This window comes from Saccharophagus sp. K07, from assembly GCF_014336955.1.
GTDB lineage: Bacteria > Pseudomonadota > Gammaproteobacteria > Pseudomonadales > Cellvibrionaceae > UBA5868.
The window spans coordinates 292,313-318,066 of record NZ_QRAI01000005.1 but is presented as its reverse complement, the minus strand read 5'-3'; the positions used below and the strand labels follow the sequence as shown (position 1 = coordinate 318,066).

The window sequence follows — 25,754 nt, the reverse complement described above, 5'->3', positions numbered from 1 at the left end:
GAACCAAGAAAAATCGAAATGCTTATGAAGAAACCGCGATTGGACGCGCTGCGACGCCTGAAAGAGAGCTTTTGGGGGCTTAAATGGCTTTCAATGCCTCGCTTATAACAATTAAGACGAAGCTTATAACTTATTTTCCAAAGGTGAATTCCATTGCAAAGACAAAATTTCTACCGCTGGCTTGAACATTGCTCCAATGCAATACCGATTGATTGTGATAGCGGTTAAGCCATGGCAAGCCTGGAAACCTACCAGCGAAAACGCAATTTTTCCCGTACATCCGAACCGCCGGGAACTATAGAAGCTGCATTGAAAGTGGCAGATTCTACAAAGGGCGGAACCTTTGTTATTCACAAACATGCGGCCAGTCACCTGCACTACGACCTGCGCCTCGAACAAAACGGCGTGCTCGTCAGTTGGGCGGTTCCTAAAGGCCCAAGCCTCGTGCCGGGAGAAAAACGCCTGGCGGTGAAAGTGGAAGACCATCCGTTGGAATACGGCAATTTTGAGGGGGTTATTCCGGCGAAAGAATACGGTGGCGGAACCGTGATGCTGTGGGACAGAGGGCGCTGGGCTCCGTTGGAAACCAAACATCCGGAATCGCCCGACCGCATTGATTTTGTTCTCTCAGGGGAAAAATTACGCGGCGCCTGGACGCTGGTTCACGGCAGCAGCAAAAATAAAAAAAACGATAATCAGTGGCTGCTCATCAAACGCCACGACGCGCTGGAAGAACAAAATCAATTGACGGACTTGAGCGTCGCGTCCGGTCGCACCATGGAGCAAATTGCGGCCGACGGCAATAGCGCGCGCTGGACATCAGAAGGGCTTGTACAAGCGGAAACAAACAAGAAAACCACAAAAACCAAACGCAAATCCCAATGGAATTTGGCCGAAACCAAGGGAGCCAAAAAATCGCCTTTCCCCGAAAAATTATCTCCCGCTCTGGCAAGCTTGGCCAAAGAAACACCGTCGGACGAAAATTGGATTCATGAAATCAAGTTCGACGGCTATCGAATTCTAACGAAATTGCAGCACGGCAAAATTCAATTGATCAGCCGCAATAACCACAACTGGACAAGCCGATTCGGTGAAATTGCTCGTTTGCTGCATGGTCTTGCCGCAAAGGAAATTGTGCTCGATGGAGAAATTGTTTCCCTATCCGACAATGGCACCAGCAGCTTCAGGGGATTGCAAGAAGCTTTGTCGGCAAACGATACGCGCGGCGTGGTCTACCAGGTGTTCGACATTTTGTATCTCGATGGCCACGACCTGACAAAGCTTCCACTGACGCAGCGCAAAGCCATTCTCAAAGACGTATTAGATGCTTCGGATTTTGCAGACACCTCACAGATCCGCTACACAGATCATATTTTCGGCCATGGACCAGATTTTCTTCAGCAGGCCTGTGTTTTGGGACTGGAGGGTGTGGTTTCCAAAAAAAGTGATAGCACTTATCAAAGCGGTAGAGGAAATATCTGGCTAAAAACCAAATGCTCCAATGATGAAGAGTTGTTGGTGTGCGGTTTCACCCGACCCAACGGCTCCCGCAAGGGCTTTGGCTCACTTTTATTAGCCGCTTGGCATAAAGATAAATTGACCTACGCGGGCCGAGTGGGCACAGGTTTTAGCAATAAAATGATGCAATCCATTTATGAACGCCTGCGCGAGCTGGAAATTCCGGAGTGTCCACTGGATGTTTATCCCTTGGATGAGAAAGGCATCCGTTGGGTTAAGCCGGAGATGATTGCGGAAGTCGAATTTAGCGAATGGACACGAGATGGAGTATTACGTCATTCGAGTTTTCGCGGTCTGCGCGAAGATAAAAATCCCAGCGATATCATCCTACCGGAGGCTGCTTTGAAATCTTCCGCCACTGAAACGCGCAAAAAAACTGTCGTGAAAAATACGGCAGCAAAAACCAAAGGTGCTATTAAAAATATCCGCAATCAGGCTGAAGTTGCGGGAGTCTCTTTGACCAATCCAGATCGCATCTTTTTCCCTGACGAAGGCATTACCAAACTGCAGTTGGCACAATTTTACGAAGATATTGCCGACTGGATTTTGCCATTGATTATCGAGCGCCCATTGTCTCTGGTACGCTGCCCCAGCGGACAAACCGGCGAATGTTTTTTCCAGAAACATCCTCATTCCGTGATTTCTAAAGAGATATCGCTGATTGAAATTGCCGAGAAAGAAGGTACAAAACCCTATTTTTATGTCAAAACCCTGCCCCACCTGATTGGCCTGGTTCAGGCTGGCGCGCTGGAACTGCACGTTTGGGGGAGCACTATCCACAATGTAGAAAAGCCGGATCAATTGGTCTTCGATTTGGATCCAGCACCCAATATTCCGATGCACGAAATTTTCCGTGTCGCCCATGAATTGCGCGAGCGCTTGGAAGATGTTGGATTAGTGAGTTTTCCGCGGGTTACAGGCGGAAAAGGGTTGCATTTAGTTGTGCCACTACAACCCAAACTGGATTGGCCGGCAGTTAAAGCTTTTTGCAAGACCATAGCGACGCAAGCCGCTGCCGACGATAAAACCCGTCTTACCGCCAATATGGCCAAAAGCAAACGTCGCGGGCGCACCTTTATTGATTATTTACGCAATGGCCGCAGCGCTACGGCTATATCGTCCTATTCAACACGCGCCAAACCCGGCGCGCCGGTCGCTGTGCCGGTCAGTTGGGATGAGGTCAATGATGGACTGACACCAAACCGTTTTACGGTTGAAAATCTCCAGCGCCGACTCAGCGCCTTAAAAAAAGATCCCTGGCAGGATTTCGATAAAGCGCGCAAACCCTTGACGCGCAAATTGTTGGAAAAACTCGGAGTGAAAGACAGTGACTTCAATTAATGCAATGGGGAGTCAATTGAGGAATTAGCTATGCCAGCGAGAGCCATGTGGAAAGCCTCTCTTACCATTGGATCGGAACAGATTCCGGTAAAGCTATACGCTGCTTTACAGGATCGCGACGTGCATTTCCGCCTTCTACACGCGAAAGATGATGTCCCGGTTAAACAAGCCATGGTGAATCCGGAGACAGAGGAAGTGGTGCCCAAAGAATTGGTCAAACGCGGTGTTATTTCCTCAGACGGTGATGTGGTTATTCTGGAAGAAGATGAACTTGCTTCGCTGCAGCCAGAACCTTCGCGGGAAATTCAGCTGATGCATTTTCTTCCCCTAGGCGCCATTGATCGACGCTTCTATCGCCGCCCTTATTACCTCGGACCAGATGGTTCTGATGCGAAATACGCCGCTTTAATTAAAGTGCTGGAAGAGTCGGGCAAGGAAGGTTTGGCGCATTGGGTCATGCGCAATAAATCCTATGTCGGCGCATTGCGTCTGCATGAGGGTTATCCGATTTTAATTGCTCTGCGCAGCGCAGACGAAGTGGTTGCCATCAGCAGTATTCGCCCCCCAAAAGGCTCTGAACCCAATGAACGCGAAGTGGCCATGGCTCGACAATTAATTCAAATGCTCGCCGCCGACTTTACTCCCGAGCAATATCACGACGAATACCGTGAACGGGTTGAAGCCTTGGTGGAAGCCAAAGCAAAAGGCGGTAAAAACAAAGTGACGCACCTGCACAAAACCCGCAAAGCGCCGCCGCAGGATCTCAGCAAACTGCTGCAAGCCAGCATTCAGGAGAAACAACATGCCCGACGACATTGACGAAGAAGAATCCGGCGGCACCCGTTCCTTTTGGTCCGGCACAGTCGCGTTTGGCCTGTTGAGCTTGCCAGTCAATCTTTATATGGCCAGCAAGCGCAATGCGGTTTCACTGCGTATGTTGGATAGTGACGGCACGCCACTTTCCCGCCGCTATTTTTGCTCCAAAGACGACGAGCCCCTGGAACCTGACGATTTGGTGCGTGGTTACGAAGTCAGCAAAGATACTTTTGTGGAAATTCGAGATGAGGAATTGGAAGCACTCGAACCGGAAAAATCCCGCGAAATCAATCTCACGCAATTTGTCCCTTTGGAATCTATAGATCCGCTGTATTTTGATAAAGCCTATTTCCTGGTGCCGGATGAAGGCGCGCAAAAAGCCTATCGATTATTGGCCGCTTCCATGGCCAATATGGGAAGAGCGGGAATTGCCACCTTCGTTATGCGCGACAAAGAATATTTGATTGCGATTATTTCCGAGGGCGGCATTTTGCGCGCGGAAACCTTGCGCTTTCACGACGAAATCCGCTCTCCCGAAGACATAGGCTTACCCTCTCCCGCGACTGCCGATAAAACCCTGGTAGCACGACTGAAAAAACAGGTGGACCAGCTCTCCACCAAGACTTTTAGTCCGGAAGAGCTGGCTGACGATACAGCTCAACGCCTGCAGGAGCTGGTCGAGAAAAAACTGGACGAAGGGGAAGACGTGGTGCATCCAGCTAACCTGCCTACACAGGAAACCGCCCAGGTGATCGACCTTATACAGGTGTTGAAACGCAGTCTGGAGGGCAAGACCGAGAGAAAAGCTGAATCGCCTAAATCCAGTCGAGCAAAATCAACAAAAGCAACCAAATCTGCGCCTAAAAAATCATCAAGCGAAAAAAATAAACCTGAACTTGATATAGATCAAAACGCGAGCCGAGCGGAACTCTATGAGCTTGCCAAGGAATTGCATATCCCCGGCCGCAGCCAAATGTCGCGCGACGAATTGATGCGGGCTTTAAAACGACATTAAGTATTCCACCCGAGCGAAAAGCGGCGTCGCGATATACAATCTGCGCCCGACAGTTTTCCACCTGCTAACTTTATTAGAAGCCTTCGCAAAAAAATGCAGGTGTTTTTTGAATGACGGTTTCAATTCGCACGTTTGTAGTTTGTCGACGGGACTAAAAACTATGCCGCACCGCTCCCATTTGTTTTCTTTGCGTTTTGCTCATGCATTAAGAGAATCCTGCGTAGCCTCTCCCTATTCACTCCAATCCTTTAGCCGCGATCTGATGGCCGGCATTACGGTCGGCATTATCGCGATTCCGCTGGCTATGGCATTGGCCATTGCTAGCGGCGTAGCGCCGCAACACGGCCTGTACACATCGATTATTGCCGGTTTTATCATCGCACTTGCTGGCGGGAGCCGCTTAAGCATCTCAGGGCCTACGGCGGCATTTGTGGTGATTCTCTACCCGGTAGTGCAAAAGCACGGCTTGGGAGGACTTCTACTGGCGACCCTTATGGCCGGGGCAATTATGGTTGCCATGGCTTACGCCCGCCTGGGGAGACTTATTGAATATGTGCCGGAATCGGTAACGCTTGGCTTTACCGGCGGCATCGCGGTTGTCATAGCAACGCTGCAAATAAAAGACTTTGCGGGGTTGCCGATCGACAGCATGCCCGAGCACTTCACGGAAAAGCTGGCCATCTTGGCAGAACACATTCCAGACGCTTCTTGGCCTGCACTCTTTATCGGCGGTCTCACACTTACTGTTATGTTTTTATGGCCGAAATTGCGTACCCCAATTCCGCCACATCTACCCGCAGTCCTGGCCGCTAGTCTCTGTGCCTGGCTGCTGCAAAAATTCGGTTTCCCGGTCGATACTATCGCCACCCGCTTTAGCTATATGTCCAGCGAAGGATTACAAGCTGGAATTCCGCCTTATCCGCCCACCTTTAGCTGGCCTTGGCAACAACCGGGGCCAGGCGGCGCGCCGCTCAGTATCAGCTGGCCAATGATCGTCGAGCTTTTACCCTCCTCGTTTGCCATCGCCATGCTCGGCGCCATCGAATCCCTTCTCTGTGCTGTGATCCTGGACGGTATGACAGGTCGGCGTCACAGCGCGAATAGCGAACTACTCGGTCAGGGAATTGGCAACTTGATCGTGCCATTTTTTGGCGGGATCACTGCCACTGCCGCCCTCGCCCGCTCGGTCGCCAATCTGCGTGCAGGTGGCCGCACGCCGGTTGCAGCCATGATTCATGCAGTGGTGGTATTGCTCGGGCTGGTTGCTTTGGCTCCGGCGCTGTCGCATCTGCCTATGGCGGGAATGGCGGCTTTGCTGTTGGTGGTCGCCTGGAATATGAGTGAATTTCCCAAGTCTGCGCATTTTGTGCGCGCGGCGCCACGCAGCGATGTTCTGGTTTTACTGACCTGCCTCGCGCTAACCATCTTTTTCGATATGGTGATTGCGATCACTGCGGGCATACTGCTGGCGGCGGTATTGTTTATGAAGGAAATCGCCGCTCTGACGCGTCTTGAAGATTTAACCGCAAGCAAGACACCACCCGAGGGGTGGAAGGTATTCAGAATCAGAGGCCCCTTATTTTTTGCCGCTGCGGACCGAGTGTTTAGCGAACTGGCCTTTTTGGTAGCCGACGCCAAAGGCCTCGTGCTGGAGCTGGAGGATGTCACTTTATTGGATGCAGGTGGATTGGCGGCATTGACCAAACTGATCGATCACTGCCACAAGAGCAACACACCTCTTTACCTGTGCGAGTTACAAAGTCAGCCATTAAAAACCCTCAAGCGCGCGAAGTTAACGTCAATTCCCGGCGAGGTGATGTTTTATCCAACCCTTGCGCAGGCATTGACGGATATTTCTTTAAATAACGGATCATCTACTTGATGCGCAGTTTTTCCTTCTTTGAAAACGCCTTATTTGGCGATAGCGCCGTTATTTTGCGCACGTTGCTGCAATTGCGCGTATTGGTGTTCGGTGCACTAGTCGGCTTTTTGTGGATTCTCGATAAACAAACCGCATGGCCGGTACATTATTCGTCGATATTGCTGATTGTCGGTTGCGCAATTGTGTGGTCTGCCTGGCTGTTATTCCACTTCAAACGCCGACTATTTGAATCCAGGGCAATTCCTAGCGCGCGCCATCACCTTATAGAACAGCGCGCAATTCTGCGCGAACTGATCATCGACGGGTGTTGTCTGGCATTAGTAGTGTTTCTCTCCGGTCGCTCAGAAAATCCTTTTATTTATTATTTTCTGGTACTGATCGCGGTTGCCGCCACAGTGCTGAGCGGCAAAATTGCGTGGCTTTTTGCCGCAGTGGGCGTGTGTGTCTATTCCTTATTTTTATATCTCGACATCAACGAACATTTTCACCACATGTCAGATCAATACCAATTCCATTTGCTCGGCATGTGGGTGAATTTTTTTGGCAGCTCTCTGGTGACCTGTTATTTCATTTCCAAATTGGCTAATGCGCTGCGCGAGCAACAACAGCAACTGGGGAAGATTCGCGAAGAAACACTCAAAAACGAGCAGCTTATCGGCATCGGCACCCTTGCAGCCTCCACCGTTCACGCACTCGGCACACCACTCTCTACCCTGGCCGTATTGCTGGGCGAAATGCGCAATTCCGCTGATACCGAAGAAAAACGCACTGATATAGATACCATGCTGACGCAGATCCAGCGCTGCACCACCACCATGAAAAAATTGTCCATGCTCGCGGATTACGAAGATGATTCCAATCAGCAAGAATCTGTCGCGGAACTTGCGGCAACCTTGCGCGAACACTATGTCTTAAGCAAACCGTCGCTTTATCCCAGCATTAATCTGCCTGAATCCACTCAACATCAGCGTATCCGGCACAGCTTGCTGCTGCATCATGCATTAATCAACTTGGTTGATAACGCCATTGAAGCCGCGCAAAACCGGGTTTCGGTGGATTTCGATACCGATCGGGATTTTCTCTATATCTCCATTGTGGACGATGGCCCGGGAATGCCGCTGAAGGCAGTAAAGGATTGGGGAAAACCGCAACATTCGAGCAAAAAGGACGGGCTAGGGATTGGTGTTCTTTTGGCCAACAGCACCATCGAGCGATTGGGGGGAACGGTTGCAATTCACGTGGTTGACCTGGATACTGCGGCCCCTAAACAGGTACCGCAAACCCATGTTCAGGTGAAACTGCCACTGTCACAACAACCACATTTGTCATGAGCAATACTGCGATTCGAATTTTGTATGTCGAAGACGATGCAACTCTGGCATCAGTCACCACGCGCGCCCTGACCCGACGCGGCTTTGACGTAGTACATTACGAATCCATCAGCGCGGCGCGAAGCGGCTCGCAGTTACAGGAATTCACCTGGGCTTTGCTGGATCTCAAATTGGAAGACGGCTCCTCACTGGAGCTGATCGGATTGCTGCTGGACAAAAATCCGGATATAAAAATTGTTGTGCTCACCGCTTATGCCAGCATCGCAACCGCAGTACAAACCATCAAATTGGGTGCAACCAATTATTTAAGTAAACCTGCAACCATCGACCAGATTTTGCAGGCATTTGAGAACGATGCTCCGACATGTGCGGACGAAGCTGATACGGCCCACGTAGTTCCACTGCGCAGAATCGAATGGGAGCACATTCAAAAAGCACTGGCCGACAATGCGGGCAATATTTCGGCCACCGCTCGCCAGCTCAAAATGCACCGCAGAACATTGCAGCGCAAACTCGCCAAAAAACCTGTCGGCGAATAATCAGTCGCCGCCAACCCACTCTAATCAAGCACCACTGACATTATCATGACGAATCAAATCCTTTCGGGTGAATACGAATCTCAGCTGCTAGAAAAATATCAGCAAACATTGACTGAGTTTGCGGAATTTGGAGTGAAAGAAATCGAAGTTTTTCGCTCACCCGTCAATAGCTATCGTATGCGCGCGGAATTCAGAGCGTGGCAAGAGGATGATGGCGTCCACTATGCCATGTATCAACCAGGCAGCCGCTTGGCATACAAGGTCGGCCAATTTCCCGCTGGGTCTCCCGCTATGCAGGAGATAATGCCGAAATTAGCACAACAACTCAGCGGCAACGAGCTATTGCGCCGCCGGCTCTACCAGATCGAATTTTTGACCACCATGAGTGGCGAGGTGTTGGTTACCCTGATTTACCACAAATCGCTGGATGATCCGTGGACAAAAGAAGCCGAAGAACTAGCAAAAACCTTGTCCATTCACGTCGTCGGTCGCAGTCGCAATCAAAAAGTCATAGTGACGCAGGACTTTGTCACGGAAAAGTTTGTTGTCGCAGGTAGAGAATACCGCTATCAACAGCTGGAAGGTTCGTTCACCCAGCCCAATGGCCCAGTTTGCCAGCATATGCTCAATTGGGCGGTGGAAAATAGTCGCAATTTTGCCGGAGATTTGTTGGAGCTATATTGCGGCAATGGCAATTTCACTTTGCCTTTATCTCGCAATTTCAACAAGGTACTGGCAACGGAAGTAGCCAAATCCGGCATTCAATCGGCGCTGCTCAATTGCGAGCAAAACCAGATTGACAATATCGCTTTCGCGCGCTTATCCAGCGAAGAATTGTGCAATGCACTTAATGGTGTGCGTGCCTTTGAACGGTTAAAGCATGTGACCTTAAGCGACTACCAGTTCACAACGGTTTTTGTCGATCCACCTAGAGCGGGACTCGATCCTTTAACCAATCAATTTATTCAGCGCTTTGACAATATTATTTATATTTCCTGTAATCCCAACACGCTGAAAGACAACCTGAAAACCCTGGAACAAAGCCATTGTGTTGTCAAAATGGCTTTGTTTGATCAGTTCCCCTACACGGAACATCGCGAATGCGGAGTTATATTGCGCAAGATCTGAAGACCTAGCGCGATGTATCAGAACGTTCGCCCTATAAGACGTTGTGCTGCATCGCGCACAAAATCGCCCAGCTCTTCCTCCTGCCGTTCAATATGTTGCTCATACTCCCTTCTCTGCTTTTTCGGTAGCTGTTTCCATTCATCCAGAATCGGGATATGAGCAATGGACTGGGCAAGCTTATCAAAAGCGACAAATTCCTCTCGCGGTGCTCCATCTACGGATAATTGATCCATAAGACGCGAGATACGCAAACTGGCTTCTGCATAACGCACCTGACCGTCCAACATCGCCCGGCAAATAATCTGAATACTTTGATTAATCTGGATGCGAGCCTGTTGATACTGCCGGTCCGCCTCTTCCTGTTTCTGTTTGTTTAATTTTCTTAATTTATAAAGCTTCCAATGCAAATAAATCGCAATCCCCGCAAGCACCAGGATGATTGCCGATCCTATAAGCCATAATGCATTAATCATTTGAAGGATCCTCTACAGCTTCCGCATCGAGACAAGCGCGCTCAGCGATTGTCGATGAAAATTTCTTGCTGGTTTTTGCGCCCAACTTGCGGAAATCATCAACACGTTTTACGAGATTACCGCTGCCAGAGACCAACCGGCTCATCGCCAGCTCGTAACTTTTGCCGACCCGCTCCAAACCGACACCTATATCTTCCAAAGCTTCAACAAAACGAACGAATTGATCGTGTAAGCGACCCGCGGATACCACGATATTTTCCACGTTACGATCCTGCCTTTCACGCTGCCATAGTGCACTCACGGTTCGCAGCACGACAAAAATTCCGGACGGACTGACCAACAAAACGCGTTTGTCGTAAGCCTCTTGCAACAACTCCGGAACATTTTGCACTGCTGTTATAAATGCCGCTTCGACGGGCACAAACATACAGACGAAATCAATGGATCCTTTACTGACCACGTCTGCATAATTTTTCGCGGCAAGTCCTCGGATGTGCGTGCGAATAGATTCCACATGCTCCTTCAATGCTTGCTCACGCTCTTGTTCGCTCTCAGCGATACAAAAACGCTCGTATGCCACCAGGGAGACTTTCGCATCGATTACGATGGATTTTTCGTCCGGCAAATAGACAACTGCGTCAGGCTGGATTCGCCGCCCATCATCGTCTCTATGCGAAACCTGCAGCTGATATTCTCGCCCTTTTTGCAGCCCCATATTTTCGAGGATATTGGCAAGAATCAGCTCGCCCCAATTGCCGATAATTTTATTATTGCCTTTTAAAGCATTGGCGAGATTTACCGCATCCTGGCCAATTTGCTGCGACTGTTTCTGCAGTTCAAAAATCTGCCCCATCAACTGGTGATGTTGTGCAATACCCTGCTTCTGCGCCTCATCGGTTCTGTCGCGAAATTCTTTCAATTGATCGCGAAAAGGCAGAATCAGCTGTTCTAACTGAATTTTCGTGTGGCGAGAAAAATGTTCCTGTTTGGCCTCGAAGACGCGGTTGGCCAAACTCTCAAATTCTTTGGCCAAAATTTCCCGCGATGACTTCAATAAGTTAAGCTCAGACTGCCACGCCTGCTCTTTCTCTTCGAACCGCGCACGCGCTGTGGCCAAATCCAACTTCAACTCATGATTTTGTTGGTTAGCCTGTGCCAAATCAGCTAAAAACCTTTGTTTTTCCGCCTTAAAACTGGCTATTTCATTTTCTGCTGCGCTCAGTTTCGCCATCAGTTCAGCGAGCTGGACTTGCCATTCGCCCTCCTTGATTCGTAACTGCGCACGACTCCGGACAACCACTATGACAACTGCCAGAAGCAGCGCAAATGTAGCTACCAACCATAGAGTCAGCGACCATATCGGCAGAAGTAGTTCATTGGTCATGACAGTCACTGAAAACTCCAAATCAAACAAATCGGGATGTGGTATCTTACCGGCCAGATCAACCGTGTTTGTTAAATCTCGATATTTTTATGCAAAACCCTTCCGTGCTTGTACTCGACTCCGGAATCGGGGGATTGAGCATCACCCAGGAGATCCGCAAACTCTGCCCTCAGCTCCATATTACCTACCTGGCAGACTTGGCGGCTTTTCCTTACGGGCCCAAATCCGGCGAGCAAATCGTCGACAGAGTCGTGTATTTGATGGAGCAACTGGTTCCTATTATCTCACCTCAACTCGCCGTTGTGGCCTGCAATACGGCGAGTACCGTTGCCTTACCCGCGATACGTCAACAGTTCGACATCCCTGTTGTCGGAGTTGTGCCAGCAATCAAACCCGCTGCCAAATTGACACATACAGGTGTTATCGGAATGTTGGCAACGGAGGGAACAGTTAACCGATCTTACACACACAATCTGATTAAAGAATTTGCCCATCATCGGGAAGTATTTCTGCACGGCAGTGCTCATTTAGTGCTTCTTGCCGAGGAAAAACTAAGGTCCGGTCAAGTTGATCCTGAAGAGGTCAAACGAGAAGCATGGCCGCTCATTTCGAAATCCCAAAGTATGGATACAGTTGTGCTCGCCTGCACTCATTTTCCACTGTTACGCGAAGAACTAATTGCGGGATTCCCGCAAATCAAATTCTGGGTTGACTCAGGAAATGCCATAGCACGGAGAGTTTTGGATCTGTTAGGCGAAGGAGCGAGCCAGATTACATCGGGCAACAAAAAGAATCTCTTTATCAATACTGCCGCAACACAAGCCCCCTACTACAAGCCACTTATGCTTGAGCTTCTGGGGGAATTCGAATATTCATCGCTGAAATAAAAAAAGGCCGCCGAAGCGGCCTTTTTACTAGAGCTATCGCTTAATCTTTGCTTTCGCAATTACGTTATTTTCGAAAGCCTCTAGCTCAGATTGAGAAATCTGGAAACGCAACTGATTTTGCATGCCAGTTTTTTGCGCATCGACCAAATCTTCAATCGTGCCGTCAATCACTTCTTTCAAGCCCACAACAACAGCGCCACCACCCGGAACTGATGCCAAGTCAAATACGGAATTTCCATCTGCTGGACGAGCCAAGGAAAACGCTTTTTGTAACACAGCGCCGCCAATCTCAAATGAAGTTCGCGAAGCGTTTTCGTGCAGCTTGTATTCCAAACCAGCTTCTTTGGCGACATCTTCCGCCGCTTTACCGCTTTGAATCTGTTGCAGCACTTCGCGAGCTCGTGCGGCGGATTCGCTAGCAATACGTTGAGCAGTCAACTGCGCAAAAATTTCTTCTTTGACATCAGCCAACGGCTTCAATTGCTCTGGCTTATGTTCTTTTAATCGGATAACGAACGACCGAACACCGCCCACATCAATTACGCGGCTGTTATGCCCTTGGGCCAAAACTTCATCACCGAATGCTTCATTTACGACTTGCGATATAGCCGCAACTCCAGCGCCACCTGATCGGCTAAACAATTCGCTGGTTTGCACTTCAACTCCCAAAGCTTCTGCAGCGTATTTCAGCGAGTCTGCCCCGAAGGTTCTTTCATCCAATACATTGGACAAGCGAATATATTCTTCCTGGGCGAGCTGCGTAGCCAATTGTTTCGCGATAGTATCTTTGCGCTCTTCAAAAGTTGGCGGTACTACGTTGGTTTTTTCGACCAACTTGATGAAGTGGTGACCAACATCGGTTTTGACAGCAGCGGATACCGCACCAACTTCAAGTTTTTTTGCGGCTTCAACAAATTCCTTCGGATAAGCGTTCTCGATCAGGATCCCGAGATTACCACCGCTCTGCTTTGAACCCAGGTCATCGGAATATTCTTTGGCCAAAGCAGCAAAATCAGCACCACCTTCCAACTTGGCGGCAACTTCTTTTACCTTGTCGGCCGCACCGTCTTTATCTTCAATCAAAATGTGCGCAACTACATAACGCGGATCTGCTTTGAAGTTGCTAACTTCTTCTTGATAAACCGCTTGTATATCTGCTTCTGAAACCTGAACCTTGCTTGCCAACTGATCCAAACTCAGCTCGACATAATCTATGCTTACTTTTTCTGGCTCAATAAATTGGGCGCTGTTGTTTTGATAATACTGCTCAACATCGCCATCGGTAACCGCCACTTCGGGCTTATCCGCTTTAGGAATTTCAACCGTGAAAAATGTTCGCTTCTGCTGAGTGATACTTGCTAGCAACTTCAGCTCTTCCGGAGTTACAAAGCTTGAACCAGCAATCCCAGTGTTGATGTGGCTGAGAATAAAATCTTTTTCAGTAGCGGCAAGAAAAGTTGCCGGGGTGTACAAATAAGAAATGCGGTCTTTAAAAACCTGAGAATTAAATTTGCCATCCACTTGGAAAGCTTCAATAGCGGCTATCTGCTTCCACAAAGTTTCTGTTGAGGCACCCATTCCACCATCGACAGCAGCTTGATAAAGCGCTTCACGCTGAACCATTCGCTGCAAAACAGGACCGCTCAATACGCTGTCATCCAGCTGGGGGTTATTTGGTTCGAGTTCAAACTGCTGTTGCAGCCTCTGCTTCTCCAGAGTGAGCTCTCTTTGGAAGTCCACACGATTAATGCTTTCCCCATTGACGGTCGCAACCTCTGCGCCCCCAAGGGATCCGACAAACAGTTGCTCAACCCCAAACAAAATGAGAGGGATAATAAAAATCGCAAGAACAAATACCGCAACTGTTCCCTTCAGATTGTCACGCACGCTTTGCAGCATCATGCACCTCAAAACAAATAGGTATATAAAAAAGGCGCATTTTCTGCGCCTTTATTTTGTCGGACTAATATATGTGAAATTCTCGAACTATTGCCCTCATGGAAGGCATTGAAAATTAAGAGAGATTTACAGCGTCCTTCAATGCTTTGCCAGCTTTAAATGTTGGAATTTTAGCGGCTGCAATTTCGATTGGATTGCCGGTCTGTGGATTGCGTCCAGTACGAGCGGCTCTCTCTTTAACTACGAATGTACCAAAACCAACCAATGATACTTGGTCGTTATTTTTGAGTGCCTGAGTTATAGATTCAGTCACCGCGTCCAAGGCTCGACCAGCCGCTGCTTTTGAAATATCCGCAGAAGCGGCAATGGCATCGATCAACTCAGATTTGTTCACGTTTAACCCCTCTTATTATTCGAGACAAGATGATTATTTAGGCATTGGAACGACGGTAATCAAGGGCACTCACTTGGTTACAGCGCCAAGCCTTCTAGTAATGTTCGACGGACTGCGATTTATACCAACTGCGGTTTGGCCGGTCAAGGACGCGAGCTGATTTTGGTTAACTTAAGCCCGCATCACATCGCAAACAACAAGGATATACGCCAAATTGACTATCTGCCGTAAATTTAGCTGCTGCAATTGTGGTCAACTGTTTAATGAGTGCTCATTCTGCTTTCATCACGAGCGTGATCAAAAGCTTTTGCCTCTAAAGCCCGATACTCTTCATCCGTATAAGGTGTTGGCATGTGCTGTAGTGCTATTGCAAGAACCTCATCAATCCATTTGACCGGCTTGATTTGCAGATCCGCTTTAATATTGTCCGGGATCTCCCGCAAATCTGCTTCATTATCCTTCGGAATGATAACCGTCCTGATGCCGCCGCGATGGGCAGCCAACAACTTCTCTTTCAGTCCACCAATTTTTAACACCTCTCCCCGCAAGGTAATTTCCCCAGTCATAGCAACATCTGCCCTGACCGGGATATTGCAGTAGACGGACACCAACGCCGTGCACATAGCGATACCGGCGCTCGGTCCATCTTTAGGTGTAGCCCCTTCCGGGACGTGGATATGCAAATCATGCTTCTCACTGAAATCAGGCGCTACGCCAAGAACCTGAGATCGAGAACGAACAACTGTTATAGCGGCTTGAATCGACTCTTGCATCACATCGCCCAAAGATCCAGTTTTCACCAGACGCCCTTTGCCTTTCACAACCGATGCTTCGATAGTCAACAGTTCGCCGCCAACCTGAGTCCAGGCAAGACCAGTAACCTGTCCCACCTGATTCTTTTCTTCTGCTCGACCAAAATCGTGTTTACGAACACCTAAGTATTCTTCCAACTGAGAAGAATCGATTGTGTGAGCCGCTGCCTTATTTTTCTTAACGTTTTGTGTGACAACTTTTCGGCAAATTTTGGCAATCTCACGGTCCAATCCACGAACACCCGCTTCCCGAGTGTAATAACGCACGATGTCACGAATCGCCTGTTCCGCAAAATGAATTTCACCTTCTTTTAAACCGTTATTTTTCATCTGCTTAGGAATCAAATAACGGGAAGCGATATTCACTTTCTCGTCTTCGGTGTAGCCAGGAATACGAATGACTTCCATACGATCCAGCAATGGGCCGGGAATATTCATCGTATTAGAAGTACAAATAAACATCACATCTGAAAGGTCATAATCGACCTCCAAATAGTGATCGTTGAAGTGGCTGTTTTGTTCAGGATCAAGAACTTCCAGCAACGCAGATGCAGGATCACCGCGATGATCCATGCCCATTTTGTCAACTTCATCCAATAGGAAAAGCGGGTTTTTCACGCCGACTTTTGACATTTTTTGAATGAGTTTTCCTGGCAAGGACCCGATGTAAGTGCGTCTGTGGCCGCGGATTTCCGCCTCATCGCGCACGCCACCTAAGGCCATGCGGACAAACTTGCGATTGGTTGCCCTGGCAATAGACTCGCCGAGAGATGTTTTACCGACACCCGGAGGGCCAACCAAGCACAGCACAGGCCCTTTAACTTTTTTCACCCGTTGCTGCACAGCCAAATATTCCAGGATCCGCTCTTTTACCTCCTCCAAGCCATAATGGTCGGCCTCGAGAATTTCCTCCGCTGCAGCAAGATCGTGTCGAACCTTGCTGCGCTTGGTCCAAGGCACATTGACCATCCAGTCGATATAAGAGCGAACCACTGACGCCTCCGCAGACATTGGAGACATCATTTTCAATTTATTTAATTCCGCACGGGTTTTGCCTTCCGCTTCTTTCGGCATACCAGCGTTGGCGATTTTCTTCTCGAGCTCTTCGATTTCATTAGGCTCATCAGTCAACTCACCAAGTTCGCGCTGAATGGCTTTCATTTGCTCATTCAAATAGTATTCGCGCTGACTTTTTTCCATTTGTTTTTTAACGCGGCCGCGAATACGTTTTTCAACCTGAAATAATTCAGCCTCGGTCTCCATGAGGCCGACCAGATGTTCTACTCGTTCAGTGACATCGTATATCTCGAGAATTTGCTGCTTCTGAGCCAAATCCAACGACATATGAGCAGCAACCGTATCCGCCAAACGGCCCGGCTCATCAATTCCGGTAATCGAAGTCAGCACTTCGGAAGGAACTTTTTTACTCAAATTGACGTATTGCTCAAAACCATTTAGCAGAGTTTTTGCCAGGGCCTCAGCTTCTCTTGCATTTGGTTCAGTGCCGGAAATTGGCGTCGCCAGAGCCTGAAAATAGGCTTCACCTTCGATTTGGCTGATTTCTGAGCGCTCCTTTCCTTCTACCAAAACTTTAACGGTGCCATCAGGGAGCTTTAGTATTTGCAGAATCTGGGAAATGGTGCCGACAGTGTACAAATCGTCAGCGCCGGGATCGTCTACGGAGGGTGTTTTTTGGGCAACGAGTAATACTTGTTTGTCGTCCGCCATTGCCCGCTCGAGCGCGGCAATGGATTTACTTCTTCCGACAAATAATGGAATAACCATGTGCGGATAGACCACCACATCTCGCAGAGGAAGCAGAGGTAAAGTTATGCCATTGGAAGACTTTTCGCGATTAGTCATGTAACCCTCTCTTTGTTCGAGATGTCTGATCGATTATTACGACATCGAATTTGGGGCGTTTATTTCAAATGCAAGTTTGATAAAGCAAAAAAGGGCCCTGATGAGCCCTTTCTTGCAATATGTCACAACAAAACAGAGCAACCATTAATCATCTGGCATTGCCTTCTGCGTGTTCTGCTTCTCGTAAACAATAAGGGGTGCAGATTCGCCACGGATAACAGAAGCGTCGATCACAACTTTCGCAACATTTCTTTCCGATGGCAGACGGAACATAGTGTCTAGCAACACAGACTCCATAATAGACCGGAGTCCCCGGGCGCCCGTTTTCCGTTCCATTGCCTTGGTAGCAACTGCATCCAAAGCGTCATCACGGAAGTCAATCTCAACCCCCTCCATTTCAAACAATTTGCGATATTGTTTGACCAGGGAGTTTTTTGGCTCCGTCAGAATCGCAACCAGAGCGGCCTTATCCAACTCTTCAAGCGTCGCTATAACCGGCAAACGGCCAACAAATTCCGGGATCAGGCCATATTTGATCAGGTCTTCCGTCTCCAGCCCTTTTAGAGTCTGACCGATATTTTTGCTGTCCTTACTCTTCACTTCGGCACCGAAACCGATACCGCCTTTTTCAGATCGATCACGAATGATTCTGTCCAAGCCCGCGAAAGCGCCGCCGCAGATAAACAAGATATTTGATGTATCTACCTGCAGAAACTCTTGTTGCGGATGTTTTCTGCCGCCCTGTGGAGGCACAGAGGCAATCGTACCCTCGATCAGTTTGAGCAATGCCTGCTGTACACCTTCACCGGACACGTCGCGGGTGATAGAAGGATTGTCTGATTTGCGGGAGATCTTATCGATTTCGTCAATGTAGACGATGCCCTGCTGGGCTTTCTCGACATCGTAATCGCATTTCTGCAGGAGCTTCTGAATGATGTTCTCAACATCTTCACCCACATACCCTGCTTCGGTCAGAGTCGTTGCGTCAGCAATGGTAAATGGAACGTTCAGCAAACGAGCCAAGGTCTCAGCCAATAACGTCTTGCCGCTACCGGTCGGACCTACCAGAAGAATATTGCTCTTGCCGAGCTCTACATCTTCTTTGCTCTTTTTCTTGTTGCCGACCCGCAACCGTTTGTAATGGTTGTAAACGGCAACAGCCAATACCTTTTTGGCATCCACCTGGCCGATTACGTACTCATCTAGAGTTGCAGCAATTTCTTTAGGAGTCGGCAGTTTGTCGCCGGCACCCTCTTGCGTGTTCTCTTGGATCTCTTCGCGAATGATGTCGTTACATAGGTCGACACATTCATCACAAATGAAGACTGAAGGCCCTGCAATCAGCTTGCGCACTTCATGCTGGCTTTTGCCACAAAAAGAGCAGTAAAGCAGTTTGCCGTTGTCGTCATTATCGTTGGTGTGGTCGGTCATTAAACCTCTCCGCCAGATTGCATTGAATCAATTAAACCATAGTTTCACTGGATTGACGCGTATAGACGCGCCTAAGATCAAATCTATCCAGCACAGAGGTTTATTTGAGTTTCACGTTTCAAGAGTTCTTCCTCATCTAATACAGGGTGGAAGTATCAAGAGGCGCCAGCCCCCTGATTAACCCTCCGCCAGGACGCGCTTGGTAAGAACCTCATCAACCAAACCGTACGCCTTCGACTCCTGCGCGCTCATAAAGTTATCCCTTTCTGTGTCCCGTGCAATCTCCTCAACACTACGCCCTGTATGGAATGCCATCAGTTGGTTGAGCCGCTCTCTGATCTTCAGAATTTCCTGAGCGTGAATATGGATGTCAGTTGCCTGTCCCTGCGCTCCGCCAGATGGCTGGTGGATCATTGTGCGCGCATTTGGCAAACAATAACGCTTCCCTTTAGCCCCCGCTGTCAGCAGGAAAGCTCCCATGCTACATGCCTGACCAATACACATGGTACTTACGTCGGGCTTGATGAATTGCATGGTGTCGTAAATGGACATTCCCGCGGTAACCGAACCGCCAGGTGAGTTGATATACAGATGGATATCTTTATCTGGATTCTCAGCCTCAAGAAACAATAGTTGTGCCACTACGAGATTAGCCATGTGATCTTCTACGGGGCCAACCAAGAATATGACACGCTCCTTTAATAACCTTGAATAAATGTCGTAAGACCGCTCTCCTCTGGCTGTCTGCTCCACCACTATCGGCACAAGTGCACTAAGAGGTGATGACGCTACAGAACCAAAAGTATCAAATTTGGACATATTTTCTTTTTCCTTGGATATGGTGAGTGGCCGAGTTTGTTTTGGTTATAAGAGTTGGATTAGACAGCTTTTAGAAAGCTTAACTCGTGCGTAGGAGATATGCCAGTTTGAAGAGCCTGGCATCGCCGCTTTACAGCGATGCCAGTCATTTTAAGAACAATTTGAGTATTTATTCGTCGCCTTCGGCGTCGTTTTCAGGCTTGATCAGCTCTTGATAGCCGACTGTCTTGGTATTGATCGATGCTTTTGCAGCCAAAAGGTCAACCACTTGGTCTTCGAGAACCGCAGCTCGCGCACCAGACAACAGCTCATTGTTGCTGTAGTAGTACTTGATGACGCTTTCCGGATCTTCATAAGTAGCAGCGATACTTTCTACCAGCTGACGTACGCGATCGTTGTCTACCGTGATCTTTTCTTTGGTAACAACTTCTGAAATCAGCAGTCCCAGAGCAGTTCGGCGCTCAGCGCGCTTACGGAACAGGTCGTCGGGCAGCAGCGAGCGCACATCCAGTCGGGCCGCCAATTGGCCATACTGCTGTACTGCTTGCTGACGCAATGCATCAATTTCATTCTGGACCAGCGCTTTAGGCACTTCGATGGGGTTGGCTGCCAACAAAGCATCAAGAACCTGAATTTTCAGCTTGTTCTTGATCATGCGCTCCTTCTCGCGCTCCATGTTTTCTTTTACATCAGCGCGGAATTTCTCCAGTCCACCTTCTTTTACGCCAAATGAAGCGAAGAAAGCGTCGTCCAGCTCAGGAAGTTTTTGCTCAGAGACAGAATTCAAGGTCACCTTGAACTCAACAGCAGCACCTTTGAGGGACTCAACTTGGTAATCTTCAGGGAAGACCAGGTTCAAAGTTTTGGTTTCGCCAGCCTTCAAACCAACGATACCGGACTCGAATCCAGGAATCATGGTATTGGAGCCAAGCTGCAGGTTGTAGCCAGTCGCAGTGCCGCCATCAAATGCTTCGCCGTCTTTGGTTCCCACGAAGTCGATATTGACGCGGTCGCCGTCTGCGGCTGCACGATCGACAGAAGCCCAACCGGCTTGGCTTTTACGCAGAGTTTCAATCATCTCATCAACGTCTGCTTCAGAGATTTCTGCTGCGTACTGGGTGATTTCGACGCCATCGATGTACTTAACGTCGATCTCGGGGAATACCTCGAAAGTCGCAATGTATTCGAGATCCTTACCTTCTTCGAACTGCTTGGGCTCGATGCGTGGTTGACCGGCTGGTTTCAGATCTTTCTGACGGACCGCTTCCTGGAAAGATCGGCTGATAGTGTCTCCCAGAACTTCTTGACGAATGCCCGCACCAAACTTCTGCGACACCACTTTAAGAGGCACTTTTCCTTGGCGGAATCCGTTGATGCGGACTTTTTTAGCGGCTTCTTGTAACCGCTTGTTGACCTCGTTATCAATTACATCAGCCGGAACTCCAACGGTCAGGCGTCGTTCCAAGCCAGACGTTGTTTCGATCGAAACTTGCATTCTCTGCCTCGTCTATTCAAAAAGGAAAAAGGGTGTTCTGCGAAATGACTGCGTCATTAAATAAGTGGTGCGGTCGGAGAGACTCGAACTCTCACGCCAGGGACACTGGAACCTAAATCCAGCGCGTCTACCAATTCCGCCACGACCGCACAATTAAAGTCACACGAGAGCTAATCGAAGTAATCCGCTGATTTTAAAGGGAAAACTTACTTTCTCCGACTGAGCCTCATTTGAGGGGTGGGAATTGTGCCATAGCTGGACGGCACAAGGAAGTCCCGTGGGATCGCGGGGCTAGAGATTTTTTTGCGGGGCGGCGCTTAAAACACGCTCAACCTGGATGCCGCGGCGCTGCAACAATGAGACAATCCCATCATCCCCAAGCATGTGGCCGACGCCAACAACCAGAAAAACGCGCTGGCCTTTTTGCAGATAACGCTCTACTGCGGAAACCATTTTTTTGTTTCTGCGGGTAAACATCCGATCGAACAACTGCTGTGAATCTTTCTGCGCACGAAACGGCTCGATCAACGTTTGTTCGAGCACATCCACATTACCTTGACGCCAAGCTTCAGCCATCTTCGTCAGATAGTCGCGGCCATTTTGTAGATCCTGAAGAGTCTGGCGCAAAAATCTCTCCTGCTCCTTTAGAGAAAAGGTACTGAAGAGGCTGAGCTGCGATTCCAGCGTTTCCAATTCATCAATTGGCTTTTCGGTTCCAGACGCTTTTTTTAGGAAATAGAGATCGACGCCCAATTGCTGCTGCAGCTCGGTTTTACGTATTTCCGTTTCTACGAGCAATAGGGTGACGTACCAGGGCTGAAATCGATGAAATGCATTGATCGGCACATTGGTTTTCTGTACGTGATTTTGCAGAAGCCGGTAAGTGGAGGGTGAAATGACATCCTTTAAAGTTTGCCCCTGCTGCAACCCGCCATGCTTGAACACAATTTGCGCAGCCTGGGGAGACAAGTTCAGCAGATTGACTTCCACCACCAGCCTGTCCGCTTTAGCGAATGCGTCTTCTATAGTCTTAGGCATGGGGTAGAAATCCGGATGCCCGAAGTGCATCGATCCCATTAAATAAAGAACGCTATCGCCCTTGCGAACTTCCCAAAATGCTGGCTGACTGACCTCCGCCTTTGCCTGAAAAGAAAGACACAAAAGAACCAAATAGGGAACGAGACGACAAAAGAAGAACGAAACGTCTCGCACTACTTTGTGTGAATTCATGAGGTCACTTCAGACAAATCAGGATTCGAAAGGCTGAAGCGCACCGGATTGCACCTCAGCCACTAACGGCTAGAGCCGTTCCACTAGAGTCGCTATGCCTTGCCCCAAACCAATGCACATGGTTGCAATGCCCAGGGTGGCATTTTTATCTTGCATAACGGATAAAAGAGTTCCGGTGATTCGGGTTCCCGAGCATCCGAACGGGTGCCCAAGCGCAATCGCTCCACCATACAGGTTCACTTTGCTATCCATGTCATCGAGCAATTTGAGATCCTTTAGAACTGGAAGCGCCTGCGCCGCAAAAGCTTCGTTAAGTTCCAAAGCATCGATATCTGACATACTCAAATTGGCATTTTTTAGAAGCTTTTGACACGCCGGCACGGGGCCATATCCCATAATTGATGGATCCACTCCCACGACAGTGCCCGCCACTATCTTGGCTATGGGCTTCATTCCCAATGATTGCGCCCGTTCGGCGGACATCACGATCATTGCTGATGCACCATCTGTTACTTGCGACGAAGTTCCAGCGGTAATAGTGCCACCCTTGGGATTAAAGACGGGTTTCAGAGTTGCAAGCACTTCAACAGTGGTCTCTGGACGAATCGTCTCGTCGTGCGTCACCAGAATCGGAGCGCCTTTTTCATCGTGCCCTACTATAGGGATAATCTCGCGATCAAATTTGCCTTCTTTTGTTGCTGCAGCAGCGCGCTGATGAGAGCGAGCGCCAAAGGCGTCCATCTGCTCACGGGTGATACCGTGCAGGAGGGATAAATATTCCGCCGTCATTCCCATAGACCCTGCGGCTTTAGCAACAGACAAGCCAAGCAAAGGATTGGGATCGACTGACGAATTCATGTCCAGGTGCCCCATATGCTCTACCCCACCCACTAGGTACACATCGCCCCAGCCAGCGGCAATGTTGGCGACTGCGGTGTGAAGGGCTGACATTGAAGAGCCACACAAACGGTTAACTGTTTGTCCAGGTACTGTGTGCGGCATGCGCGTGCGCAGAATGATGTTGCGGGCAATATTGAAACCTTGCTCTTCACGCTGCATCACACAGCCCCAAATCACATCGTCGACTGTGGCAGGATCCAGAGCGGAATTTCTTTCCAGCAGCCGATTGAGGAGAATCGCGCTCATTTCATCTGCGCGCAGAAATCGGAAACAGCCATTTTTCGAACGTCCCATTGGGGTACGTGCGTAATCAACAATAACGGCATCTCTTGGCTTCAAACTCACGCTTTTTTCCTCACGCCTGATAATAGGTTTTGCCTTCCGAGGCCAACGACAACATGCCCGGGGTTACCTGATACAAAGGTCCCAGATCTGAATACTGCTTCGCCAGTGCGACGAAATTAGATATTCCCTGCTCGTCCAACCAACGGAAAATACCGCCGCGGAACGGAGGGAATCCAAGACCGTATATCAGGGCCATATCCGCTTCCGCTGGAGAAGCCACCACGCCCTCTTCCAGGCAGCGCGCCAATTCGGTCGCCATAGGAACGATCATGCGTGCAATGATTTCTTCGTCGCCAAATTCTTTGCGTGGCGCCACATGCGCGCTGAGCAATTCGTAGGTCTCAGGAGTAGGAACCTTGTTCGGCTTACCTTTTTTATCCGTTTCGTAGTTGTAGAAACCTTTGCCGTTTTTCTGCCCTAAACGTCCCGCTTTAAACAGAATGTCGGGCGCAGGATTGAATGTATTGACCATCCGTTCCGGAAAACCTTCCGCCATCACGCCTTGCGCATGAACGGCTGTATCCAGGCCTACGACATCCAGAAGATAAGCCGGCCCCATCGGCCAGCCCCAGCGCTCCATCACTTTATCAATGGCCTGAAAATCGGCGCCGTCGCGGACCAGCATGGAGAATCCGGCAAAGTACGGAAATAACACGCGATTAACCAAAAATCCTGGGCAATTGCGCACTACGACCGGCTTTTTGCCGAGAGCGTTAGCGTAGGCAACGGTACGAGCGACAGCTCGATCTGATGTTTTTTCTCCGCGAATGACTTCAACCAATGGCATTGCATGCACTGGATTGAAAAAGTGCATGCCGCAAAAGTTTTCCGGGCGTGTAAGACCTTCGGCGAGAGTATCAATGGAAATTGTTGAGGTGTTGCTGCAGAGAATCGCAGAAGGATCTATATGCTGTTCCACTTCCGCCAACACCGCTTTTTTGACTTTGGGGTTTTCGACTACCGCTTCAACCACCAAGTCCACATTGGCAAAACCATCGTAGCGCAGTGTCGGTTCGATTCGATTTAGGGTTTCGGCCATTTGAGCGGGAGTCAATTTGCCTTTCTCAACACGCTTTTCCAGCAGTTTGGCCGCTTCCGCCAAGCCCTGATCGATACCCTTCTGGTTGATGTCCTTCATTTTGATGGGAACGCCACGACTGGCGGATTGATAGGCAATACCACCGCCCATAATACCGGCGCCCAAAACAGCAGCTCGTGCGACCGCTTTATCCGATTGCTTTTCCCATTGTTTGGCTTTTTTACCGATGAATTGATCGCTGAGGAAAAGGCCGACCAGATTTTTCGCTGCGGATGTCTGAGCCAGTTTGATAAACGTATTGGCTTCTATGACTTGAGCTTCGTCGCGTCCAAGTTTCGCACCATCCTGCATTGCTTTGATGGCTGAAACCGGGGCCGGATAATTGCGGCCTGCTTGAGCACCGACGAACATCTTGGCGCTTTCGAAAGCCAGCAAACCTTCCATATCGTTATGGCGCAGCGGAGCTTTCTTTTGCTCGCGTCTTTGCTGATAAGGCAAGTTACCGGAAGCGGCGCGTTTTAGGACTTCAAGCGCAGCAGGAAGCAGTACATCAGGGGCTACAACACCATCCACCACACCGGCTTTTAACGCCTGCTCGCCCTTATATTCGCCCGCACTGGCAATCCACTCGATGGCCGTGTCCAGACCAACCAAGCGAGGCAGACGCACGGTTCCGCCCCAGCCAGGGACAAGACCTAATTTGGTTTCCGGTAAGCCAATTTTGGCTGTTGTACTCATGATACGAAAATCACAGGCCAGACAGATTTCCAATCCGCCACCCAAGGCATAGCCTTCGATAGCCACAACCGTCGGAAATGGGAGATCTTCGATGCGATTAAAGCTGCGGACATTTGCCGCAAGGTGTTTACGAATGGCTTCTTCACCTTGCGCAAAGACGGGACCAAATTCTGTGACGTCGGCGCCTACCATAAAGGCGCTTTTAGCGCTGGAGATTAGCAGTCCTTTGACACCCGCCGCACTCTCGATTGCGTCGAGAGCTTGTCCCAATTCACGGGAGAGCAGCAGGTTAAACTTGTTTACCGATTCGCCCTGCAAATCGAACTGCAAATGCAGGAGCCCTTCCCCGGAGTCTTCGACTCTTATGGCTTGGCCAGAAAAAATCATCGCACCCTCAATCCCGTTCGCTTTTTCATTATCTGCCGTTACGCTCGACGGAGGCCGAACGTAACACCTGTTTGATTGCGCCTAAGTA

At 49.3% G+C, this 25,754-nt stretch carries 19 protein-coding genes and 1 tRNA gene; 8 read left to right on the top strand and 12 right to left on the bottom strand.

All coding sequences use genetic code 11. The features are described from left to right. Nucleotides 1–231 precede the first annotated feature (231 nt). From ligD to trmA, 7 genes are all read left to right on the top strand, one after another. Nucleotides 232–2,859 (top strand): DNA ligase D, encoded by a 2,628-nt coding sequence (ligD, locus tag DWB84_RS15920; protein ID WP_187410794.1) that lies wholly within the window; start codon nucleotides 232–234, stop codon nucleotides 2,857–2,859. A gap of 30 nt (nucleotides 2,860–2,889) precedes the next feature. Beyond that, nucleotides 2,890–3,678 (top strand): Ku protein, encoded by a 789-nt coding sequence (locus tag DWB84_RS15915; RefSeq protein WP_187410793.1) that lies wholly within the window; start codon nucleotides 2,890–2,892, stop codon nucleotides 3,676–3,678. Beyond that, nucleotides 3,662–4,690: a Ku protein gene (locus tag DWB84_RS15910; RefSeq protein WP_187410792.1), complete on the top strand. Its 1,029-nt coding sequence runs from the start codon at nucleotides 3,662–3,664 to the stop codon at nucleotides 4,688–4,690. Before DWB84_RS15915 ends, DWB84_RS15910 begins: the two co-directional genes overlap by 17 nt. Nucleotides 4,691–4,850: 160 nt before the next feature. Further along, nucleotides 4,851–6,572 carry a C4-dicarboxylic acid transporter DauA gene (gene dauA / locus DWB84_RS15905; protein ID WP_187410791.1) on the top strand — a complete coding sequence of 574 codons (1,722 nt, stop codon included), beginning with the start codon at nucleotides 4,851–4,853 and terminating at the stop codon, nucleotides 6,570–6,572. Next, a complete protein-coding gene (locus DWB84_RS15900) occupies nucleotides 6,572–7,903 on the top strand; it encodes a sensor histidine kinase KdpD (RefSeq protein WP_187410790.1) in 1,332 nt (443 codons plus the stop codon). The genes dauA and DWB84_RS15900 overlap by 1 nt, the downstream gene beginning before the upstream one ends. Beyond that, nucleotides 7,900–8,442, top strand: coding sequence for a response regulator transcription factor (locus DWB84_RS15895; RefSeq protein ID WP_187410789.1), 543 nt, complete (start codon nucleotides 7,900–7,902; stop codon nucleotides 8,440–8,442). Before DWB84_RS15900 ends, DWB84_RS15895 begins: the two co-directional genes overlap by 4 nt. A gap of 45 nt (nucleotides 8,443–8,487) precedes the next feature. Next, nucleotides 8,488–9,570 carry a tRNA (uridine(54)-C5)-methyltransferase TrmA gene (trmA, locus tag DWB84_RS15890; RefSeq protein ID WP_187410788.1) on the top strand — a complete coding sequence of 361 codons (1,083 nt, stop codon included), beginning with the start codon at nucleotides 8,488–8,490 and terminating at the stop codon, nucleotides 9,568–9,570. A 17-nt stretch (nucleotides 9,571–9,587) separates the two neighbouring features. On the opposite strand, the gene DWB84_RS15885 is transcribed toward trmA, so the two are convergent. After that, nucleotides 9,588–10,043 carry a DUF2489 domain-containing protein gene (locus DWB84_RS15885; protein WP_187410787.1) on the bottom strand — a complete coding sequence of 152 codons (456 nt, stop codon included), beginning with the start codon at nucleotides 10,041–10,043 and terminating at the stop codon, nucleotides 9,588–9,590. After that, nucleotides 10,036–11,427, bottom strand: coding sequence for a DNA recombination protein RmuC (gene rmuC, locus DWB84_RS15880; RefSeq protein ID WP_255429039.1), 1,392 nt, complete (start codon nucleotides 11,425–11,427; stop codon nucleotides 10,036–10,038). Before rmuC ends, DWB84_RS15885 begins: the two co-directional genes overlap by 8 nt. 89 nt (nucleotides 11,428–11,516) lie before the next feature. Here rmuC and murI point away from each other — a divergent pair, with 89 nt between their 5' ends. Further along, entirely contained in the window at nucleotides 11,517–12,314 is a 798-nt protein-coding gene (murI, locus tag DWB84_RS15875; protein WP_187410785.1) for a glutamate racemase, read from the top strand. A 33-nt stretch (nucleotides 12,315–12,347) separates the two neighbouring features. Here murI and DWB84_RS15870 read toward each other — a convergent pair whose 3' ends face one another. The 10 genes from DWB84_RS15870 to fadB all read right to left on the bottom strand — a co-directional run bounded on the left by DWB84_RS15870 (nucleotide 12,348) and on the right by fadB (nucleotide 25,666). Then, entirely contained in the window at nucleotides 12,348–14,216 is a 1,869-nt protein-coding gene (locus DWB84_RS15870; protein WP_187410784.1) for a SurA N-terminal domain-containing protein, read from the bottom strand. A gap of 112 nt (nucleotides 14,217–14,328) precedes the next feature. Continuing rightward, nucleotides 14,329–14,607 carry an HU family DNA-binding protein gene (locus DWB84_RS15865; RefSeq protein WP_187410783.1) on the bottom strand — a complete coding sequence of 93 codons (279 nt, stop codon included), beginning with the start codon at nucleotides 14,605–14,607 and terminating at the stop codon, nucleotides 14,329–14,331. Nucleotides 14,608–14,867: 260 nt separating this feature from the next. After that, nucleotides 14,868–17,282, bottom strand: a complete 2,415-nt coding sequence (gene lon, locus DWB84_RS15860) for an endopeptidase La (protein WP_187410782.1) — start codon at nucleotides 17,280–17,282, stop codon at nucleotides 14,868–14,870. 144 nt (nucleotides 17,283–17,426) lie between these two features. After that, a complete protein-coding gene (gene clpX / locus DWB84_RS15855) occupies nucleotides 17,427–18,713 on the bottom strand; it encodes an ATP-dependent Clp protease ATP-binding subunit ClpX (protein ID WP_187410781.1) in 1,287 nt (428 codons plus the stop codon). A 177-nt stretch (nucleotides 18,714–18,890) separates the two neighbouring features. Further along, nucleotides 18,891–19,532 (bottom strand): ATP-dependent Clp endopeptidase proteolytic subunit ClpP, encoded by a 642-nt coding sequence (gene clpP / locus DWB84_RS15850; RefSeq protein WP_187410780.1) that lies wholly within the window; start codon nucleotides 19,530–19,532, stop codon nucleotides 18,891–18,893. A 169-nt stretch (nucleotides 19,533–19,701) separates the two neighbouring features. Further along, nucleotides 19,702–21,027: a trigger factor gene (tig, locus tag DWB84_RS15845; RefSeq protein ID WP_187410779.1), complete on the bottom strand. Its 1,326-nt coding sequence runs from the start codon at nucleotides 21,025–21,027 to the stop codon at nucleotides 19,702–19,704. Nucleotides 21,028–21,092: 65 nt separating this feature from the next. Further along, nucleotides 21,093–21,176: transfer RNA gene (locus tag DWB84_RS15840), tRNA-Leu, on the bottom strand. Between the two features lie 142 nt (nucleotides 21,177–21,318). Next, nucleotides 21,319–22,257, bottom strand: a complete 939-nt coding sequence (locus tag DWB84_RS15835) for a TraB/GumN family protein (protein WP_187410778.1) — start codon at nucleotides 22,255–22,257, stop codon at nucleotides 21,319–21,321. 69 nt (nucleotides 22,258–22,326) lie between these two features. Next, complete coding sequence (fadA, locus tag DWB84_RS15830) at nucleotides 22,327–23,502, bottom strand: acetyl-CoA C-acyltransferase FadA (RefSeq protein ID WP_187410777.1); 1,176 nt, start codon at nucleotides 23,500–23,502, stop codon at nucleotides 22,327–22,329. Nucleotides 23,503–23,512: 10 nt separating this feature from the next. Further along, nucleotides 23,513–25,666, bottom strand: coding sequence for a fatty acid oxidation complex subunit alpha FadB (gene fadB / locus DWB84_RS15825; RefSeq protein ID WP_187410776.1), 2,154 nt, complete (start codon nucleotides 25,664–25,666; stop codon nucleotides 23,513–23,515). Nucleotides 25,667–25,754: the final 88 nt, after the last annotated feature.

What these genes read in the sequence shown, in the direction of transcription:
- ligD (WP_187410794.1), top strand. Translation starts at nt 232, where the DNA reads ATGGCAAGCCTGGAAACCTACCAGCGAAAACGCAATTTTTCCCGTACA.
- DWB84_RS15915 (WP_187410793.1), top strand. Translation starts at nt 2,890, where the DNA reads ATGCCAGCGAGAGCCATGTGGAAAGCCTCTCTTACCATTGGATCGGAA.
- DWB84_RS15910 (WP_187410792.1), top strand. Translation starts at nt 3,662, where the DNA reads ATGCCCGACGACATTGACGAAGAAGAATCCGGCGGCACCCGTTCCTTT.
- dauA (WP_187410791.1), top strand. Translation starts at nt 4,851, where the DNA reads ATGCCGCACCGCTCCCATTTGTTTTCTTTGCGTTTTGCTCATGCATTA.
- DWB84_RS15900 (WP_187410790.1), top strand. Translation starts at nt 6,572, where the DNA reads ATGCGCAGTTTTTCCTTCTTTGAAAACGCCTTATTTGGCGATAGCGCC.
- DWB84_RS15895 (WP_187410789.1), top strand. Translation starts at nt 7,900, where the DNA reads ATGAGCAATACTGCGATTCGAATTTTGTATGTCGAAGACGATGCAACT.
- trmA (WP_187410788.1), top strand. Translation starts at nt 8,488, where the DNA reads ATGACGAATCAAATCCTTTCGGGTGAATACGAATCTCAGCTGCTAGAA.
- DWB84_RS15885 (WP_187410787.1), bottom strand. Translation starts at nt 10,043, where the DNA reads ATGATTAATGCATTATGGCTTATAGGATCGGCAATCATCCTGGTGCTT.
- rmuC (WP_255429039.1), bottom strand. Translation starts at nt 11,427, where the DNA reads ATGACCAATGAACTACTTCTGCCGATATGGTCGCTGACTCTATGGTTG.
- murI (WP_187410785.1), top strand. Translation starts at nt 11,517, where the DNA reads ATGCAAAACCCTTCCGTGCTTGTACTCGACTCCGGAATCGGGGGATTG.
- DWB84_RS15870 (WP_187410784.1), bottom strand. Translation starts at nt 14,216, where the DNA reads ATGATGCTGCAAAGCGTGCGTGACAATCTGAAGGGAACAGTTGCGGTA.
- lon (WP_187410782.1), bottom strand. Translation starts at nt 17,282, where the DNA reads ATGACTAATCGCGAAAAGTCTTCCAATGGCATAACTTTACCTCTGCTT.
- clpX (WP_187410781.1), bottom strand. Translation starts at nt 18,713, where the DNA reads ATGACCGACCACACCAACGATAATGACGACAACGGCAAACTGCTTTAC.
- clpP (WP_187410780.1), bottom strand. Translation starts at nt 19,532, where the DNA reads ATGTCCAAATTTGATACTTTTGGTTCTGTAGCGTCATCACCTCTTAGT.
- tig (WP_187410779.1), bottom strand. Translation starts at nt 21,027, where the DNA reads ATGCAAGTTTCGATCGAAACAACGTCTGGCTTGGAACGACGCCTGACC.
- DWB84_RS15835 (WP_187410778.1), bottom strand. Translation starts at nt 22,257, where the DNA reads ATGAATTCACACAAAGTAGTGCGAGACGTTTCGTTCTTCTTTTGTCGT.
- fadB (WP_187410776.1), bottom strand. Translation starts at nt 25,666, where the DNA reads ATGATTTTTTCTGGCCAAGCCATAAGAGTCGAAGACTCCGGGGAAGGG.